Origin of the sequence: Rhodococcoides navarretei, assembly GCF_038069675.1 — a bacterium.
GTDB lineage: Bacteria > Actinomycetota > Actinomycetes > Mycobacteriales > Mycobacteriaceae > Rhodococcoides > Rhodococcoides navarretei.
This window is the reverse complement of record NZ_JBBPCN010000001.1, coordinates 2842852-2860160: the sequence shown is the minus strand read 5'-3', so window position 1 is coordinate 2860160 and position 17309 is coordinate 2842852. Positions and strand designations below refer to the sequence as shown.

Annotated in this window: 13 protein-coding genes; 7 read left to right on the top strand and 6 right to left on the bottom strand. The window is 65.5% G+C overall.

The window, feature by feature from the left end:
• Positions 1-11: 11 nt before the first annotated feature.
• Positions 12-1562 (top strand): GTPase HflX, encoded by a 1551-nt coding sequence (gene hflX / locus AABD04_RS13400; protein ID WP_423228145.1) that lies wholly within the window; start codon positions 12-14, stop codon positions 1560-1562.
• 5 nt (positions 1563-1567) lie between these two features.
• Positions 1568-2650, top strand: coding sequence for a hypothetical protein (locus AABD04_RS13395; protein WP_341441475.1), 1083 nt, complete (start codon positions 1568-1570; stop codon positions 2648-2650).
• 43 nt (positions 2651-2693) lie between these two features.
• Here AABD04_RS13395 and AABD04_RS13390 read toward each other — a convergent pair whose 3' ends face one another.
• The 4 genes from AABD04_RS13390 to AABD04_RS13375 are packed head-to-tail and all read right to left on the bottom strand — an operon-like array spanning position 2694 to position 6824.
• Entirely contained in the window at positions 2694-2951 is a 258-nt protein-coding gene (locus AABD04_RS13390; RefSeq protein ID WP_032377711.1) for an HPr family phosphocarrier protein, read from the bottom strand.
• A gap of 43 nt (positions 2952-2994) precedes the next feature.
• Positions 2995-5040 (bottom strand): PTS fructose transporter subunit IIABC, encoded by a 2046-nt coding sequence (locus tag AABD04_RS13385; RefSeq protein ID WP_341441474.1) that lies wholly within the window; start codon positions 5038-5040, stop codon positions 2995-2997.
• Positions 5041-5049: 9 nt separating this feature from the next.
• A complete protein-coding gene (locus AABD04_RS13380; RefSeq protein WP_341441473.1) occupies positions 5050-6060 on the bottom strand; it encodes a 1-phosphofructokinase family hexose kinase in 1011 nt (336 codons plus the stop codon).
• Positions 6057-6824, bottom strand: coding sequence for a DeoR/GlpR family DNA-binding transcription regulator (locus AABD04_RS13375; RefSeq protein WP_243593240.1), 768 nt, complete (start codon positions 6822-6824; stop codon positions 6057-6059). The genes AABD04_RS13380 and AABD04_RS13375 overlap by 4 nt, the downstream gene beginning before the upstream one ends.
• Before the next feature lie 170 nt (positions 6825-6994).
• Here AABD04_RS13375 and ptsP point away from each other — a divergent pair, with 170 nt between their 5' ends.
• From ptsP to AABD04_RS13360, 3 genes are all read left to right on the top strand, one after another.
• Positions 6995-8725, top strand: coding sequence for a phosphoenolpyruvate--protein phosphotransferase (gene ptsP / locus AABD04_RS13370; protein WP_243593239.1), 1731 nt, complete (start codon positions 6995-6997; stop codon positions 8723-8725).
• 20 nt (positions 8726-8745) lie between these two features.
• A complete protein-coding gene (locus AABD04_RS13365; RefSeq protein ID WP_341441472.1) occupies positions 8746-10017 on the top strand; it encodes a uracil-xanthine permease family protein in 1272 nt (423 codons plus the stop codon).
• Between the two features lie 152 nt (positions 10018-10169).
• Positions 10170-11312 carry an acyl-CoA dehydrogenase family protein gene (locus tag AABD04_RS13360; protein ID WP_243593237.1) on the top strand — a complete coding sequence of 381 codons (1143 nt, stop codon included), beginning with the start codon at positions 10170-10172 and terminating at the stop codon, positions 11310-11312.
• Between the two features lie 76 nt (positions 11313-11388).
• Here the strand turns inward: AABD04_RS13360 and lexA are convergent, their stop codons facing one another.
• Positions 11389-12072 (bottom strand): transcriptional repressor LexA, encoded by a 684-nt coding sequence (gene lexA, locus AABD04_RS13355; protein WP_149406047.1) that lies wholly within the window; start codon positions 12070-12072, stop codon positions 11389-11391.
• 342 nt (positions 12073-12414) lie between these two features.
• On the opposite strand from lexA, the gene AABD04_RS13350 reads away from it, so the two are divergent.
• Together AABD04_RS13350 and nrdR are read left to right on the top strand one after the other, a co-directional pair.
• A complete protein-coding gene (locus tag AABD04_RS13350) occupies positions 12415-12810 on the top strand; it encodes a hypothetical protein (protein ID WP_341441471.1) in 396 nt (131 codons plus the stop codon).
• 100 nt (positions 12811-12910) lie between these two features.
• Positions 12911-13375, top strand: coding sequence for a transcriptional regulator NrdR (gene nrdR / locus AABD04_RS13345; protein ID WP_008716872.1), 465 nt, complete (start codon positions 12911-12913; stop codon positions 13373-13375).
• 12 nt (positions 13376-13387) lie between these two features.
• Here nrdR and hrpA read toward each other — a convergent pair whose 3' ends face one another.
• Complete coding sequence (hrpA, locus tag AABD04_RS13340) at positions 13388-17284, bottom strand: ATP-dependent RNA helicase HrpA (RefSeq protein ID WP_341441470.1); 3897 nt, start codon at positions 17282-17284, stop codon at positions 13388-13390.
• Positions 17285-17309: the final 25 nt, after the last annotated feature.

Genomic DNA, 17309 nt, shown 5'->3' with positions numbered 1-17309 from the left:
ATGGATGTCGTATGACGAACTCACATGAAACATCCCCTGCGGGCGAACCGGTCGACGACAGTCGCGACGATTTCGACGGTGCTCCCGATACCGAATCCGCGTGGACTCGCGAAGAGTCCGACGCATGGTCGAGACGGCTGGCTCGGTCTCCCCTCAACGACGAGAACTCCCCGTCCTCGGGCGACATGCAGCTCGAAGACCGCACCGCGCTCCGCCGAGTGGCCGGACTGTCCACCGAGCTCACCGATGTCACCGAGGTCGAGTACCGGCAGCTGCGCCTCGAGCGTGTCGTGTTGGTCGGAGTGTGGACCACGGGCACAGCCGCGCAGGCCGAGTCCAGCATGACCGAACTGGCTGCGCTGGCCGAGACCGCCGGCTCGGAGGTGCTCGAAGCGCTGATGCAACGACGCGACAAGCCCGATGCCGCGACGTACATCGGTTCCGGTAAGGCCAAGGAGGTGCGCGACATCGTCCTCGCGACCGGTGCCGACACCGTGATCTGCGACGGTGAACTGACGCCTGCTCAGCTCAATGCGCTGGAGAAGGTCGTCAAGGTCAAGGTCATCGACCGCACCGCGCTGATCCTCGACATCTTCGCCCAGCATGCGACCTCGCGAGAAGGCAAGGCGCAGGTTGCGTTCGCGCAGATGGAGTACATGTTGCCCAGGCTTCGCGGCTGGGGCGAATCCATGTCGCGTCAGGCCGGTGGCCGCGCGGGCAGTAACGGCGGCGTGGGTCTGCGTGGACCGGGTGAGACGAAGATCGAGACCGACCGTCGACGCATCCGCGAGCGGATGGCCAAGCTGCGCCGCGAGATCAAGGGCATGAAGCAGGCCCGCGACACCAAACGCGAACAACGACTGAGCGGCACTGTGCCGTCCATCGCCATCGTCGGATACACGAACGCAGGCAAGTCGAGTCTGCTGAACGCGTTGACCGGTTCCGGTGTACTGGTGCAGAACGCACTGTTCGCCACCCTCGACCCCACGACGCGCAAATCGACGCTCGAGGACGGTCGGGAGATCGTGCTGACCGACACCGTCGGCTTCGTTCGCCATCTGCCGACTCAGCTGGTCGAAGCGTTCCGCTCGACGCTGGAAGAGGTCACAGACGCGGATCTGTTGCTGCACGTGGTCGATGGATCGGATCCTCTGCCGATCGATCAGATCAAGGCCGTGCGCGAGGTGATCACCGATGTGGTTCGCGAGCAGGATGCGAAGATGCCGCCGGAGCTGTTGGTGGTCAACAAGATCGACGCCGCCGATCCGGTGCAGCTGACCCAGCTTCGTGGATTGCTCGACGGCGCGCGGTTCGTCTCCGCCAAGACGGGCGAGGGAATCGACGCACTGCGAGATCACTTGGCCGAGATCCTCTCCGAGCCGGATGTGCTGGTCGATGTCCTCGTGCCGTACACCCGTGGTGATCTGGTGGCCAGGATCCATACCGACGGCCGGATCGTGCAGTCCACCCACGAGGAAGAGGGGACGCGCGTCGAAGCGCGGGTTCCGGAGTCTCTCGCGGCGGCTCTCGTCGAGTTCACCGCGACCGTTCCCAGCGCCTGATATTCGTGGTGCCGCGGCTGGTGGTGTGCGGAGCAGCTGCGGTCGCCACGACGATCGTCTTCTCGGGAACTGCTTCTGCCGCGCCGATCGAGACCGTAACGTATTGTCGCCCAACCGATCCCAATCTCGCCGAACTGTCGGGGTTGACGTCGATGGACGGGGTTCTCTACGCGATCGGAGACAGTGGGGCCGACGATCGAGTCGCTGAGCTCGATGCGGACTGTGCGGTCGAGCGATGGATCGACGTGCCCGTCGACCCGTACGACGTCGAGGACCTTTCCTCCTACGACGGCTCGCTGTGGTTGGCCGACATCGGCGACAACCAGATGCGTCGTGACACAGTGGCATTGACGCGGATGGACCCGACGACGGGTGCGGGCGAACTGTACCGACTGACCTATCCCGACGGCGCGCACGACGCCGAGACGCTACTGATCGAGCCCGGTGGTAGGCCGGTGATCGTCACCAAGGAACTTTCGGGCGTGAGCGGGGTGTACGTACCTGCCGGCGACGAATCCGTCAACGATCTGGACAGCCCTGGGCCGACGCCGATGCGCAAGGTCGGCGATATGGCGTTCACCGCCACCGACACGGTCGGTGGGCCGCCGTTCGTCATCGGATCGATTCTGGCGACCGGGGGAGCGGTGAGCGGTGACGGTGACGTGGCCGCGGTGCGCACGTACACCGATGCGTACCTGTTCCGTTCGTCCGACGGGGACTTCGCGTCGGCGTTGGTCGATCCGGCAGCTCCTCGCGCCGTGGTGCCGCTGCCGGATCAACCACAGGGGGAGGCACTGGTGTTCACCGACGACGGGTCCTTGCTCATTGCGTCCGAGGCAGGATTCGGGCCCGCGGAGTCCACGCTTCCGCCCATTCTGAGGATCCCCGACGCAGTATCGCTGGACACGTCCACGCCCGAACCTGCTGCGGTGGACCCGGTATCGCCGACCGTCGCTCCCGAGCATCCGGCACAGACGCCGGCAGCGACGGACTCGGAATGGGAATTCCGAGCGGCCGTCGCTGCCGGGGTGGTGCTGATCGCCGGAGCGGTGGGATTCACCGTCCGGCGATCGAGGCGCTCTCGCTAGGCGCGTGGACTATGCGTCGCAGGAGTGGAGCCTGCGGAACGACTTATGCGTCGAGGTCTGCTTCGACGAGTGCGACGACCTTGTCGAGTGCTGCCTGGTCGTCACTGGTGACGGTGACTTCGGTGCCCTTGGTGGCTCCGAGCGTCATGATCATCAGGGCCGAACCTGCGTCCACCGGCTCCGAGTCGGCCACTGCGAGGGTGACGTCCACGCCGGCTTCGGCGACGGCGTCGGCGATCAGTGCTGCGGGACGAGCGTGCAGACCGATCGAGGATCCGACGGCGACTGTGGTGCTGGGCATGTGGTGCTCCTTCGTAGTGGGGTTGTTGCGATCGTAGCGAGTGTCAGACGGTGACGGGTGTGCGATCGAGCTCCGCGTCCGACAGAGCGTTCTTGCCCTTGACGAACTGCTTGGCCGCGACGACGAGGAACGCCGAGACGATGGTGCCGACGGCCAGAGACACGATGAACCACAGGATGTTTCCGATGGCGAAGAATACGAAGATGCCGCCGTGGGGTGCGCTGAGGGTGACGTTGAAGCCCATGATCATGGCACCGGTGACTGCACCGCCGGCCATCATCGACGGGATGACGCGGAACGGATCGGCCGCGGCGAACGGAATTGCGCCCTCGGAGATGAATGCAGCTCCCAGGAACCATGCCGCCTTGCCGTTCTCGCGCTCGGCCTCGGTGAACAGGCGTGCGCGAACGGTCGAAGCGAGAGCCATGGCCAGTGGCGGCACCATTCCTGCGGCCATGACCGCTGCCATGATGCGCAGTGATGCGGTGTCGGTGACCGAGAGGCCTGCGGTTGCGAATGCGTAGGCCGCCTTGTTGACCGGTCCACCGAGGTCGAAGCACATCATCAGGCCGAGAATGATGCCGAGGATGATGACCGAGGAACCGCTGAGTCCGTTGAGCCAGTCCGTGAGTCCACTGGTGATCGCGGCGAGGGGCTTGCCGAGCAGCAGGAACATGATCGCGCCGACGATGAGGGTGGCGAACAGCGGAATGATGACGACGGGCATGAGGCCGCGCAGAACTGTGGGGATCTTCCACTTGCTGATCCACAGTGCGACGAAGCCGGCGATCAGGCCACCGACGAGACCGCCGATGAAGCCTGCACCCACCAGAACGGCCACCGCGCCTGCGGTGAATCCTGGTGCCAGACCTGGTCGGTCGGCAATGGCATAGGAAATGTAGCCGGCCAGCGCGGGCACCAGGAAGCTGAAGGACAGCGCGCCGATCTGGAAGAGCACGGCACCGAGATAGGCGGCGATTCCGCCTTCGGGCAGCGAGGTGATGGAGTTGTTGACGACGATGTCCTCGGCGACATCCTTGATTTCGTATCCGCCGAGCAGGAAGCCCAGGGCGATCAGCAGACCACCGGCGGCGACGAACGGAATCATGTAGCTGACGCCGGTCAGCAGGATCTGGCGGATGCGGGTGCCCCAGCCGAGTTCACCAGCGGACTCGTTCGAGCCGGCCGCCACTGCGGTACCGCCGACGCGAGCTGCGTCCGGGTTCAGTGCAGCGCGAAGAGCTTCGGTGAGCATGACGTCGGGTTCGTTGATGGCGCGCTTGACGCCCGAGGAGATGACGGGCTTGCCGGCGAAACGCTCGCGGCCCTTGACTCCCACATCGGTGGCGAAGATGACAGCTTCGGCTCCGGCGATGATCGAGGGGTCCAACGGCGTGCTGCCGCTCGAGCCCTGGGTCTCGACGTGAACCGTGACGCCGGCACGCTCACCGGCTGCGACGAGTGAATCGGCAGCCATGTAGGTGTGCGCAATTCCGGTGGGGCAGGCGGTGACTGCGACGATGTGCTTGGGGGCAGTGGTCTCGGCCGGGGTGGCGGCCGCGCTGTGCTTGGCGGTCGACACCGGGGCAGCAGCAGGGGTCGTTGCGGCCGGCTTGGCGGCAGGGTTGATGACACCGTCGACGAGAGTGACGATCTCGGCAGCCGAGGACGCGTTGCGCAGCGAGGTGACGAACTCCGGCTTGACCAGTGCGCGCGCCAGGCTGGAGAGCAACTTCATGTGGGCCGAACCGGCACCGGCCGGCGCTGCGATGAGGAAGACGAGGTCGGCGGGGCCGTCGGGGGCGCCGAAATCGACCTTGGGGTTCAGCCGGGCGAATCCGAGGGAGGCCGAGGTGACCGCTTCGGAGCGGCAGTGCGGGATGGCGATGCCGCCGGGCAGGCCGGTCGCCGACTGTGCTTCGCGGGCCAGAGCGGCGTCGCGCAGGGCGTCGGTCTCGGTTGCGCGACCCGCGGAAGCCAGAACGCCAGCGAGGCGCTCGATGACGGCTTCCTTGGATTCGCCGAGATCGGCGTCGAGGAGGATCAGATCCTCGGCGATGATCTGCTGATCTTCGGTGGGGGTGGACATTGCAGACTCCTAGAGACGATTCGCGGGGGTGGAGAGCGTGGATGTGGTGACGGACGTCGGAATATCGAGCGCACGGACCGTCACCGAATTCGGGTGGGTCTGCTCGGGCAGGGGAAGCGTGGTGCCTGGAAGTGCGGTGGCTGCCGTTCCGTAGGCGACGGCGCGGCGAAGTTTGTCTGCGTCGGAACAGTTCTCGGCATCGGCAAGGATGTAGCCGGCCAGCGAGGAATCGCCTGCGCCGACCGTGCTGACTGCAGTGATCGGGGGCGGGCTGGCGTACCAGGAACCGTCCTCGGTGACCAGAACGGCCCCTGCGCTACCGAGGGTGGCCAGTACCGCGCCGACGCCTCGGCCGAGAAGTATTGTGCCGGCGGCGATCGCGGCAGTGGGGTCACCCTGTGCCGCAGCGCTTTCCAGCTTCTCGGAATCGTACCCGGTGAGTTGGGCGAGTTCCTCGGAATTGGGTTTGATCAGATCCGGTGCCGACGCCGGAAATGCTGCCGCCAGCGCGAGCAGTGGCTCGTCGGACGTATCCACCGCAACCTTCGCCGTGGTGGCGCGCAGTGCCGTGACGAGCTCGGCATACCAGTCGGCAGGCAGACCGGGCGGAAGCGAACCCGACAGAACGACCCATTCGGCGTCGACTGCGAGTGAGAGTATCCGCTCGCGCAGCTCGGCTCGGGTCCGCTCCGATACGGTTGCGCCGGGCTCGTTGATCTTGGTGGTGGTACCACCGATCTCGCTGACCGTGATGTTCGTCCTGGCCAGTCCCGACGTCGGAACTGCCGAGAAGTGAACGCCTTTCGCGGCCATCGCGTCGAGCAGGGGGTCTCCGGTGTTGGCCGGAAGCACTGCAAGGGCCTCGACTCCCGATCCGCCGAGCACGCGAGCGACGTTGACGCCTTTGCCTCCCGGGTCGGTGACCGACGTCGATGCCCGGTGTACGCCGCCGCGGACGAGCGGCGTGTCGAGTGTGACCGTCCGGTCCATGCTCGGGTTGGCCGTGAGAGTGACCATCATGCGATCACCACCTCGATTCCTTTGTCGCTGAGATTCTTTCGGTCATTGGTCGAAATGTCGCTGTCGGTGACGATGACATCGATGGATCCCACGCGGGCGAAGCTGACCAGATGCTCGCGGCCGATCTTCGACGAATCCGCCAGCACCACAACGTGGTTGGCTGCCTCGACCATGGCTCGCTTGACTGCTGCCTCGTCACTGTCGGGCGTGGACAGTCCGTGCCCGACGCTGATGGCATTGGTGCCGATGAACGCGACGTCCACCCGCAGCCATTCGAGGGCGCTCAGTGCTTCGTCGCCGACAGCTGCCTGGGTGGTCCCACGTACCCGCCCGCCGAGCAGTCGAAGGCTGATGCTCGGCATGGTCGCGGCGCGAGCGGCGATCGGGACCGAGTTGGTCACCAGCGTCAGCTCGCGATCATGGGGAAGCAATCCGGCGAGTCGGCCCGTGGTGGTGCCGGCATCGAAGACGGCGCTACCGCCGATGGGAGGCAGGAAGGACAACGCAGCGGCGGCGATAGCGTCCTTCTGATCCGCGCGGGTGAACTCTCGCTCCGAGACGCCGGGCTCGAGTGTGGTCAGCGCCGATGCGGGTACTGCTCCACCGTGGACGCGGCGTACGACTCCCATGCGATCGAGGGTGGCGAGGTCGCGACGCACAGTTTCCGTGGTGACGCCGTACGTGGCCGACAGATCGTTGACGGAGACGCGTCCGTGGGTGCTGATCAATTCTGCGATGGCGTGTTGTCGTTCTTCGGCGTACACCTGCGTCTCCTTCCCGGTTCATGTTGCTTTATGTTGTTTTACGCCCGTGTGTGTTGACATGTCAAGGGTTTGGAGTAATCTCGGTCACAACACAGGCAAGCGATCGGCTCCACCACAGCTCGCCGAACAGTACGAAGACCTTTGTTCACGCAGGATCCGAGGAGGACCACATGACGGGATCGGTTAGCACCGCGTCGACCGGACACGCAGACACGACAGTCGATGCAGCCGGAACCGGAGCAGCGCAGACCACGCTGCGCGGCACGCCCGTCGTGCCCGGCGTCGGATACGGCCGAGTGATCCGCCCCGGTGCCCGTCCGTCCATTCCCGCCGATACGGGCGAGGTGCCCGAGGCCGATCGGGAGTCGGAGAAGGCTGTGTTCGATGCCGCTGCGAACGCCGTCGCCACTCGATTGCGTGGTCGCGCGGAGCTGGCGACGGGAGCTGCGTCGGAGGTCCTGTCGGCCAATGCTGCGATGGCAACCGACCGCGGGTGGCTCGGAGCCGCGCGCGCCTCGATCGCCAAGGGCAGTTCCGCAGTCGCCGCAACAGCGGCGGCGACGGAGAAGTTCGCCGCGATGTTCACCCAGCTCGGCGGACTGATGGCCGAGCGAGTGACGGACCTGCGTGACATCCGTGATCGCGTCATCGCCGAGATCCTCGGCGTTCCCGAGCCCGGAGTTCCCGTGCCGGACGAACCGTCGGTGCTGTTCGCCGACGACCTGGCACCCGCCGATACCGCCGGCCTCGACCCTGCTCTGATCGTCGGACTGGCGACCTCACTCGGAGGTCCGACCAGCCACACCGCGATCATTGCCCGCCAGTTGGGTATTCCCTGCATCGTCGCCGTGGCGGGGCTCGACGATATCGCCGCGGGTACGAACGCATCGGTCGACGGCACCAGCGGCCGCATAGACCTCGAACCCGACGCCGACTCGGCCCGCGCCGCCGTCGTCTCTGCGCGCGACGAGCTCGACCGGGTATCGCAGTGGGTCGGTCCGGGTACCACCGCCGATGGCCACGCGGTCGACATTCTTGCCAACGTCCAGGACGGTGCCGGTGCGCGCGCAGCGCGGTCGAGTGCAGCGGATGGCGTCGGACTGTTTCGCACCGAACTGTGCTTCCTGGACCGCGATTCCGAACCGACCGTCGACGAGCAGGCCGAGATCTACGCGCAGGTGCTCGACGCGTTCGCGGGCAAAAAGGTCGTCGTGCGGACTCTCGACGCCGGCTCCGACAAGCCCCTTCGGTTCGCCACCCATCCCGACGAGGCCAATCCTGCCCTTGGCATTCGCGGCATCCGCATCGCCGAGGCCGACCGCGGGATTCTGTACCGCCAGCTGGACGGCATCGCAGCAGCCGCGAAGGCGACCGATTCCTCGCCGTGGGTGATGGCTCCGATGATTGCAACCGCGCTGGAGGCGAAGGACTTCGCCGCCGACGTCCGCGAGCGTGGACTCACCCCCGGCGTCATGATCGAGATCCCCGCCGCCGCTCTGCTCGCCGAACACATCCTCGAACACGTCGACTTCCTGTCCATCGGCACCAACGACCTCGCTCAGTACACGATGGCCGCGGACCGAATGTCCGCTCAGCTCGCCGGCCTGACCGATCCATGGCAGCCGGCCGTGCTGGCGCTGGTGGCGCACACCGCGGCGGCGGGAGCCAAGGCGGGCAAGCCCGTCGGAGTCTGCGGTGAAGCCGCTGCCGATCCACTGCTTGCCTGCGTGTTGGTCGGACTCGGCATCACCTCGCTCTCGGCTGCATCGGCTGCCGTCGCGCACGTGGGTTCGAAGCTGGCGACGGTCACGCTCGCTCAGTGCAAGGAAGCGGCCGCCGCAGCCCTGAAAACGGACAGCACCGCCGCGGCCCGCGAGGCAGTGAGCGCGATACTCGGCTGACGCAATAGTCTCTTCCCATCATGAGAAATCTGGGTTGGACGCTGCACGGAAATGGAAAAGCCGTCGAGGCCGGGGCGGTGGTCTCGCCCGACGAACGATTGACGTGGCCGCGCACCATCGGCATCGGAATGCAGCACGTGGTCGCAATGTTCGGCGCCACACTGCTGGTTCCGACGATCACCGGCTTCCCGGTATCGACGACATTGCTGTTCTCGGGCATAGGAACGGCGCTGTTCCTGATCATCACCAGAGGCCGGGTACCCAGCTATCTGGGTTCGTCCTTCGCATTCCTGGCCCCTCTCGGTGCCACCCAGGCGGACGGACCCGCGGCCCAACTCGGAGCCGTCCTGTGTGTCGGCGTTGTACTGGCAGCCGTCGGCTTCGTGGTGAAGTTCGCAGGCCAGCGGGTACTGGAGGCGGCGATGCCGCCCGTCGTGACCGGTGCGGTCGTCGTGCTGATCGGACTGAACCTGGCACCGGCCGCCACGACGTCGTTCGAGGCACAGCCGCTGATCGCCGCCGTCACTCTGATCGCAATTCTGCTGGCGACGGCGCTGGGACCGGGCTTGATCGGGCGACTCGGAATTCTGGTCGGAGTCGTTCTGGGTTGGGTGTTCGCCGCCGTTACCGGGGGAATAGCGCAACCGCGTCTCGACGCACTGAGCGCGGCGAGTTGGATCGGTCTGCCCGAGTTCCGGGGGCCGTCGTTCGAGCTGTCGGTGATCCTGGTCGCGCTGCCGGTGGTGATCGTTCTCGTCGCCGAGAACGTGGGGCACGTCAAAGCCGTCGCCGCGATGACCGGGAAGAACCTGGACGATGTGGCCGGTGACGCACTGATCGCGGACGGGCTGGCGACTACGCTCGCCGGAGCCGGTGGCGGCTCCGGAACCACCACGTACGCAGAGAACATCGGCGTCATGGCCGCAACGCGCGTCTACTCGACCGCCGCCTACTGGGTCGCGTCGATCACCGCGATGGTGCTCGCGTTCTCGCCCAAGTTCGGTGCCCTGATCTTCACCGTGCCCGACGGTGTCATCGGCGGAGCGACGCTGGTCCTGTACGGCCTCATCGGGCTGCTCGGCGTGCGCATCTGGACCGACGCGAAGGTCGACTTCACCGATCCGGTCAATCTCATGGTCGTCGCTGCGGCGCTCGTCGCCGGTATCGGTGACCTGACACTGTCCGTCGGATCGGTCGAGCTCGGCGGTATCGCATGGGGTTCGGTGGGCATCCTGCTCGGCTACCCGATCGTCTCGGCACTCGCGAGGAGTGCAGGCACACGAGGTCGTTAGCGGGGTCGGTCACGGATCGCGCGCGTTTTGGTCATCGACCGCCCCGACCCCGCGGACGTAGTGTTCCCCTGTGACGTCAGTCGTACCGGCGACCGAAATCCGTAGAGATTTCGCGTGGTCGCTGCCGGTATGCACCGAACAAGGAGACATTCGTGGAACGCACACTTTTCGAGCCCGAGCACGAGCTGTTCCGGGAGTCGTACCGGAAATTTCTCGACCAGCACGTAGCGCCGAACCACGCGAAGTGGGAAGAGCAGAACATCGTCGATCGCGACGTCTGGGTCGAGGCCGGTAAGCAGGGCTTCCTCGGAACGGCAGCGCCCGAGGAGTTCGGCGGCGGCGGGGTCAAGGACTTCCGCTACAACGCCATCGTCACCGAGGAGACCACCCGCGGCGGGTACAGCGGTATCGGCTTCACCCTGCACAACGACGTCGTCGCGCCGTATTTCATCGATCTCGCCAACGACGAGCAGAAGCAGCGCTGGCTCCCCGGATTCTGCTCCGGCGAACTCATCACCGCGATCGCGATGACCGAACCGGGCACCGGAAGCGACCTGCAGGGCATCAAGACCAAGGCCGTGCGTGACGGCGACGACTGGGTGCTCAACGGCTCGAAGACGTTCATCACCAACGGAATCAACGCCGACCTGATCATCGTCGTGGCGTGCACCGACCCCGAGAAGGGCGCACAGGGGTTCAGCCTGCTGGTCGTCGAACGCGACATGCCCGGATTCGAGCGAGGCCGCAACCTCGACAAGATCGGCATGAAGGCCCAGGACACGGCCGAACTCAGCTTCACCGACGTGCGCGTGCCCGCCGCCAACCTGCTCGGTGAAGAAGGCATGGGGTTCATCTACCTCATGCAGAACCTTCCTCAGGAACGCCTGTCGATCGCTGTCGTCGCCGCTGCGGCAATGGAATCGGCACTGGACATGACGATCCAGTACTGCCGCGACCGCAAGGCCTTCGGCAAGTCGATCGGTAAGTTCCAGAACACTCGGTTCGTGTTGGCGGAGTTGGCCACCGAAACCACTGCCACCCGCATCATGGTGGACAAGTTCATCGAACTTCTCAACGCAGAGAAGTTGACCGTCCAAGAAGCCGCGATGGCGAAATGGTGGACCACCGAGAATCAGGTCAAGCTGATCGACCGGTGCCTGCAGCTGCACGGCGGCTACGGTTACATGAAGGAATACCCGATCGCCAAGGCGTACATGGATTCTCGTGTGCAGACCATCTACGGCGGCACCACCGAAATCATGAAGGAGATCATCGGCCGCGGATTGAATCTGTGATCCGCTGATCCGAGATACGCGAAGGGCCGCAGCACAGTGTGCTGCGGCCCTTCGCGTGTCACCACGGTGACGATCCCTACAGCTTGCGCATCACGGTGACGACCTTGCCGAGGATCGCGGCGTTGTTGCCCGGAATCGGCTCGAACAGCGGGTTGTGCGGCAGCAGCCACACCTCACCCTTGGACCGCTTGAACGTCTTGACGGTGGCCTCGCCGTCGATCATCGCAGCCACGATGTCGCCGTTGTCGGCCACGGACTGCTGGCGAACCACCACCCAGTCGCCATCGCAGATGGCTGCGTCGATCATCGACTCGCCGACCACCTTGAGCAGAAACAGTGAACCCTGACCGACCAGCTCGCGGGGGAGCGGGAACACGTCCTCGACGGCCTCCTCGGCCAGAATCGGGCCACCTGCTGCGATCCGCCCCAGTACCGGAACGAACGTCGGAGTCGGCAACCGATCCTGTTCCTCGGACGCAGGCGAACCGTCGACCGCGGCGGCAGCCTGGTCGGCCTGCACCTCGTCGAGGCCACGGACGTCGACGGCGCGGGGCCGGTTGGCGTCGCGCCTGAGGAAGCCCTTGCGTTCGAGCGTCCGGAGTTGGTGGGCGACGGACGAGGTCGACGTGAGGCCGACCGCGTCACCGATCTCTCGAATGCTCGGTGGATACCCGCGCTCGGTGACCGAGGCGCGAATGACCTCGAGCACCTTCCGCTGCCGCTCGGTCAGCCCAGCACTGATGTCGGTACCGACCTCCATGGCCTTGGATGTCGGCTCTGCGGCCGGCTTTCCCGCTGCGGTCTTCGTGGAACGCGTGGTCGACCTCGTCGAGGTCTCGTCCTTCATGCTGTCGGCCTCCTGCTGGTGTTCTGGATCCGGTCTGCGTGGTAGGTCTGCGCGGACTGGAGTTGATGGTGTCGACTCGTGTGGCGTGTGGTTTCTGGCACGAATCTAGCGTGTATCAGCTGTTGAATCAAACATCTGTTCGACTCGTGTCGCGTTTTCTACAGACTTTGTCGGAGCCTCGTGATAGAACTTCGAACAAGCGTCCATCGAACGCCTGATCGAACAATCGATCCACCGAGCGAAGACGAGGTTCCGATGACCATCACCACCGATCGCCCCACCACCGCAGGTGTCCGTACCCGGTCCGCTGTCGTCGAGCGTCGTCGCCGTGCTCGTCCCGCGCTGCGGAGTTCCATCGAGATGCGCGGTGCGCTGACGACTCCGTGCCTACCGGTTCTGGAGCCGACCTGGACCGACGTCACCGATCGTGAGGCCGCCGATCGCGAGTTCGACGAGACCTCGGCGCACTTCGCCGGTCAGCCGGTCCGAATGCGATCGCTCGTGCTGTGGATGTTGGCGGTTGTGGTCGTCGCGGGCGGCCTGATCGGCATCGCGAACCTACGGGCCGCTGCACCCGACGCAGGCGTGGGGCCGGCCGGTGTGGTCGAAGTACACGACGGAGCGGTCGTCGAGTACACAACGGGCAGATGACCACCGGCCCCATCGTGCCCAGCAGCACTGAGTATCCTCGACTGACTGCTCCGATGCGCGTGCTCGTCGTCGGAGCGTTGGATACGACGGAGGCTCCCCCATGCATTGCCCGTTCTGCAGGCACCCCGACTCGCGCGTGGTCGACTCGCGTGAGATGGACGAGGGGCAGGCAATCCGGCGGCGTCGCTCCTGCCCGGAGTGCGGTCGTCGATTCACCACGGTCGAGGCCGCAGTGCTGGCCGTCGTGAAGCGCAGCGGTGTGACCGAGCCGTTCAGCCGCGAAAAAGTGGTCAAAGGCGTTCGGCGCGCCTGCCAGGGAAGGGACGTCGACAACGACGCATTGAATCTCTTGGCTCAGCAGGTGGAAGACGCCATCCGCGCAGCAGGGTCCGCCGAGATTCCCAGCAACGAAGTGGGGTTGGCCATTCTCGGTCCGCTCCGCGATCTCGACGAAGTGGCCTACCTGCGCTTCGCCTCCGTCTACCGCTCGTTCAGCTCGGCCGAGGACTTCGAGAAAGAGATCCACGAACTCCGCAAGCATCGCGAGTCCGCCGACATCGACTGACAGCCCCGCGCGTCATCGATTCTGATCCGAGATCGCCTTCTCGACGCGCTTCTCCGACACCGGATACGCCGTACGGATCCCTTGAGCGAACAGCCCGACGCGCAATTCCTCGATCATCCAGAACAGTTCCTGTACGCCGGAACTGTTCTTTCTGTTCTCCGGAAGCGAATCCAGCAGTCGTCCGTACGAGGCGTACACCCGATCGAGTACATCCATCGCCGCCGCATCCCGGCCGGCACTGCTCGGCAGCGTAGCCAGCCGCTTGGTCGCCGCAGCAAGATAGCGCGGAAGGTCTGCCAGTCTGCGAGAACCGAATTCGGTGACGAACCCGCGAAAGACCAAGCCGTCGAGCTGTTCTCGAACATCGTCGGCGGGTTCACCCGAGGACGCCTGTAGCTGCGCCGACAGCGCGAGAGCTGCCGTCAGCACGGGGCGCACCAGGGCCAACACCGCGGCAGTGCGCCGTGGAACCTCGGCGTTGACGAGTGCCCTCAACTTCTCGAAGGCATCCGGATCTCGGACGGGCCCACCGTGCGCATCCATAGCTTCCTCTACCGCGAGTACTCGGCATTCCTCGAGGAGCGCATCGACGCCGCCGTACGGATTCTGGCCGAGGGCAAGGCGTTCGGCAGTGGGCAGACCGGCCAGCAGGGCTTTGGTGCCCTTCGGTGCCGTCGACAACAGCAGAGTTCTGGTGCCCGAACGCATTGCTGCGCGCTGCTGGGCGGGGGTGCTGAGGACTCGAACCGCAACGCCCGGCCCCTCGGATACCAACGCGGGGTAGCCGGTGACCTTCTGACCGCCGACCTCTCTGGTGACGGTCGACTCCAACCGTCCCAACGTGCCCGAGGTCCAGGCCAGTGACGGCGCGCGCTCTGCATCGCCGACCGCGCTCGCGACCTGACGACCCACCTCTCCGGACAGGCTCGTGCGCAGAGCAATCAGATCCTTGTTGCTGCCCAACACCTTTCCGGACGGGTCGACGGCCGTGAAGGTCATCTTCAGGTGCTCGGGCAGGGCCGCGGTATCGAAGTCCTTCGCCGTGATGTGGCACTGCGCGGCCCGCGACAACTCGCGTGCCAAGGCCGTCACCAAGGTTTCCGCTCGCGGCTTCATGACCGCCAGTGCCGCGGCGGCGAAGTCGGGTGCCGGAACGACGTTGCGACGGAGCGCCTTCGGCAGTGTCTTGATCAACGACGTCACCAACTCGACGCGCATGCCCGGAACCAGCCAGTCGAATCCCACCGGTTGTACCTGGGCGAGCAGTGCGATCGGAATTCGTGCGGTGACTCCGTCGGCGGCGGTACCCGGCTCGAATTGGTACGTCAGTGGGAACTGAATCTCGCCCTGTCGCCACGCGTCGGGATACGCGCCGGTCAGTACCGAGGCTGCGTCGGCGTTGACGACGGTGTCGGTGGTGAAATCGAGCAGGTGCTGATCCTGCCTGCGGGCTTTCTTCCACCAGGTGTCGAAGTGCCGCGCCGACACCGCTTCCGGGGCGATGCGTGCGTCGTAGAAGTCGAAGAGGGCGTCGTCGTCGACGACGATGTCTCGTCGCCGCGCTCGGTGTTCGAGTTCGCCTACGTCGTCGAGCAGAGCCCTGTTCTTGTGGAAGAACGCGTGCTGGGTCTTCCATTCACCCTCCACCAGCGCATGTCTGATGAACAGTTCGCGGGACGCCTCCGCATCGATGCGGTGATAGTTCACCGGGCGTTGCGTCACCAGCGGAATGCCGTACAGCGTCACCCGTTCGTAGGCCATCGCCGATTCTCGCTTGATGGACCAGTGTGGTTCCGAGTATGTCTTCTTGACCAGATGCGGTGCCAACCGCTCGGCCCACTCCGGCTCGATGCGAGCTGCCATCCGGCCCCACAGGCGTCCGGTCTCGACCAGTTCGGCGGCCATCACCCAGCGCGGGGGCTTCTTGAACAGACCCGATCCGGGGAAGATCGCGAAGTGCGCCCCACGTGCGCCGAGGAACTCGCGCTTGTCACCCTCCCTGAGGCCGACGTGCGAGAGCAGCCCGGACAGTAGCGACTGATGCAGGGCGGTCTCGGTGGAGTCGGCGTCGGGCACTGTCCACCCGAGCCCACGGGTGATCTGACGCAGTTGGCCGTGCAGATCCTGCCACTCGCGAATACGTAGATAGTGCAGGAACTCGGTGCGGCACATGCGTCGGAACTGGTTGGACGACAACTCGTTCCGCTGCTCGCGCAAGTAGGTCCACAGCTTCACGTACGCGAGGAAGTCGGAGTTCTCCACCGCGAAACGCGCATGCTTCTCGTCCGCCGCCTGCTGATGCTCGGCGGGACGCTCCCGAACGTCCTGAATCGACAGGGCCGCCACGACCACCAGCGCATCGCGAAGAGAGCCGTTGCCGTTGGCCTCGACGAGCATCCGCGCCATCCGAGGATCGACCGGTAGTGCCGAGAGTTCCCGGCCGATGGGGGTCAGCTCCGCGGTGCCGTCCTTGGTGGCAGGCTTCAGCGCCCCGAGTTCCTCGAGCAGTCCGATGCCGTCCCTGATGCTGCGCGGATCGGGCGGTTCGACGAACGGGAACGCGTCGATCTTCCCGAGCCCGAGTGCGGTCATCTGCAGGATCACCGACGCCAGGTTGGTACGGAGAATCTCCGGCTCGGTGAACTGCGGACGCGACTCGAAATCTTCTTCCGAGTACAGCCGGATGCAGATGCCGTCGGCGACGCGGCCACAGCGGCCGGCCCGCTGCCGCGCAGACGCCTGCGAGATCGGTTCGATGGGGAGTCGTTGCACCTTGGTGCGCAATGAATATCGCGAGATGCGGGCGGTGCCGGGGTCCACCACGTAGCGGATGCCGGGGACTGTCAACGAGGTCTCCGCGACGTTGGTCGAGAGCACCACGCGTCGGCCCGAGTGCGGTGAGAACACTCGATGCTGTTCGGCGGCAGAGAGCCTCGCGTACAGCGGAACGATCTCGGTGTTGCGGAGATTGCGGTCGTTCAACGCGTCGGCGGTGTCGCGAATCTCGCGTTCACCGGACAGGAACACCAGAATGTCCCCGTCGCCCTCGGCCATCAGCTCGTCGACGGCCTGGCAGGTCGCATCGACGGGGTCGAGATCGATCGTGGTGTCCCCGGCGTCGACGGTCAGTGGTCGATAGCGCATTTCGACCGGGAACGTGCGGCCGGAGACCTCGATGATGGGCGCGGGCACCCCATCTCGAGCGAAGTGCTGGGCGAATCGTTCGGGATCGATCGTCGCCGAGGTGATGACGATCTTCAGGTCGGGACGCCGGGGGAGTAGCTGCGCGAGGTAGCCCAGGATGAAGTCGATGTTGAGGCTGCGCTCGTGCGCCTCGTCGATGATCAGGGTGTCGTACTGGCGCAGCAATCTGTCTCGCTGGATCTCCGCCAGCAGGATGCCGTCGGTCATCAGCTTGACGAGAGTCGAATCCGAGGACTGGTCGGTGAATCTCACTTTGTAGCCGATGGATTCGCCCAGTGGTTCGCCCACCTCCTCGGCGATGCGTTCGGCCACGGTGCGCGCGGCGAGCCGACGGGGTTGCGTGTGACCGATCGAGCCCCGGATCCCGCGCCCCAGTTCGAGGCAGATCTTGGGAATCTGGGTGGTCTTGCCGGATCCGGTCTCGCCGGCGACGATCACCACCTGGTGTTCGGCGATGGCCGCGGCGATGTCGTCCTTGCGAAGACTGACCGGAAGTGACTCGGGAAACTCGAGAGTGGGGACCGCAGCCCGGCGATTGGCGACCACGGTTTCGGCGCGGGTGATGTCGCGGTCGAGAGCGGCGAATGCGTCGTCGGTGCGGGCCTTGTCCAGACGCCGCCGCAGCCGGTTCTCGTCGCGGATGGTGACCTGGGCCAGACGTGTGGCGAGAGCGCGACGCTGAACGGACGGATTCGAGGTAGACATACTAGAACCAGGATATCCGTTTCGG